This is a genomic window from Streptomyces sp. O3, from assembly GCF_054788135.1.
In genome coordinates this window covers 1-270 of record NZ_JBTVYK010000191.1, presented here as the reverse complement: position 1 = coordinate 270, position 270 = coordinate 1, and the positions used below count along the sequence as shown (strand labels likewise).

General features: G+C 60.7%; 1 protein-coding gene. It reads right to left on the bottom strand.

Annotated elements, in window-relative coordinates; translation table 11 throughout:
- The coding region (locus tag ACX6XY_RS30310; RefSeq protein WP_460337903.1) for a type VI secretion system baseplate subunit TssF at positions 1 to 270 on the bottom strand (270 nt) is incomplete at both ends.

Here is a 270-nt window from a genome sequence, read left to right as displayed (position 1 = left end):
GCGCAGGACCTCCGCGTTATCCATCAGGGAAAGAAAACTGCTGCCCAGATGGCTCAGCACCCGCCAGTGAAAACGGTCCTGGGCGGGGGGATAGCACGGCAGCGTCGGCGCGCAGAGGTTACGCACTGCAATACTGGCGGAAGTGGTTTTCATCACCGTATCGAGCACGGTGCTCTGCAGCGCGCGACGCGGCAGCTGGCCGTTGGTTCCGGTGAGGGTCAGCGACAGGCTTTCATCTTCCGGTACGGTATGATTATCAAAGGCTTCTCC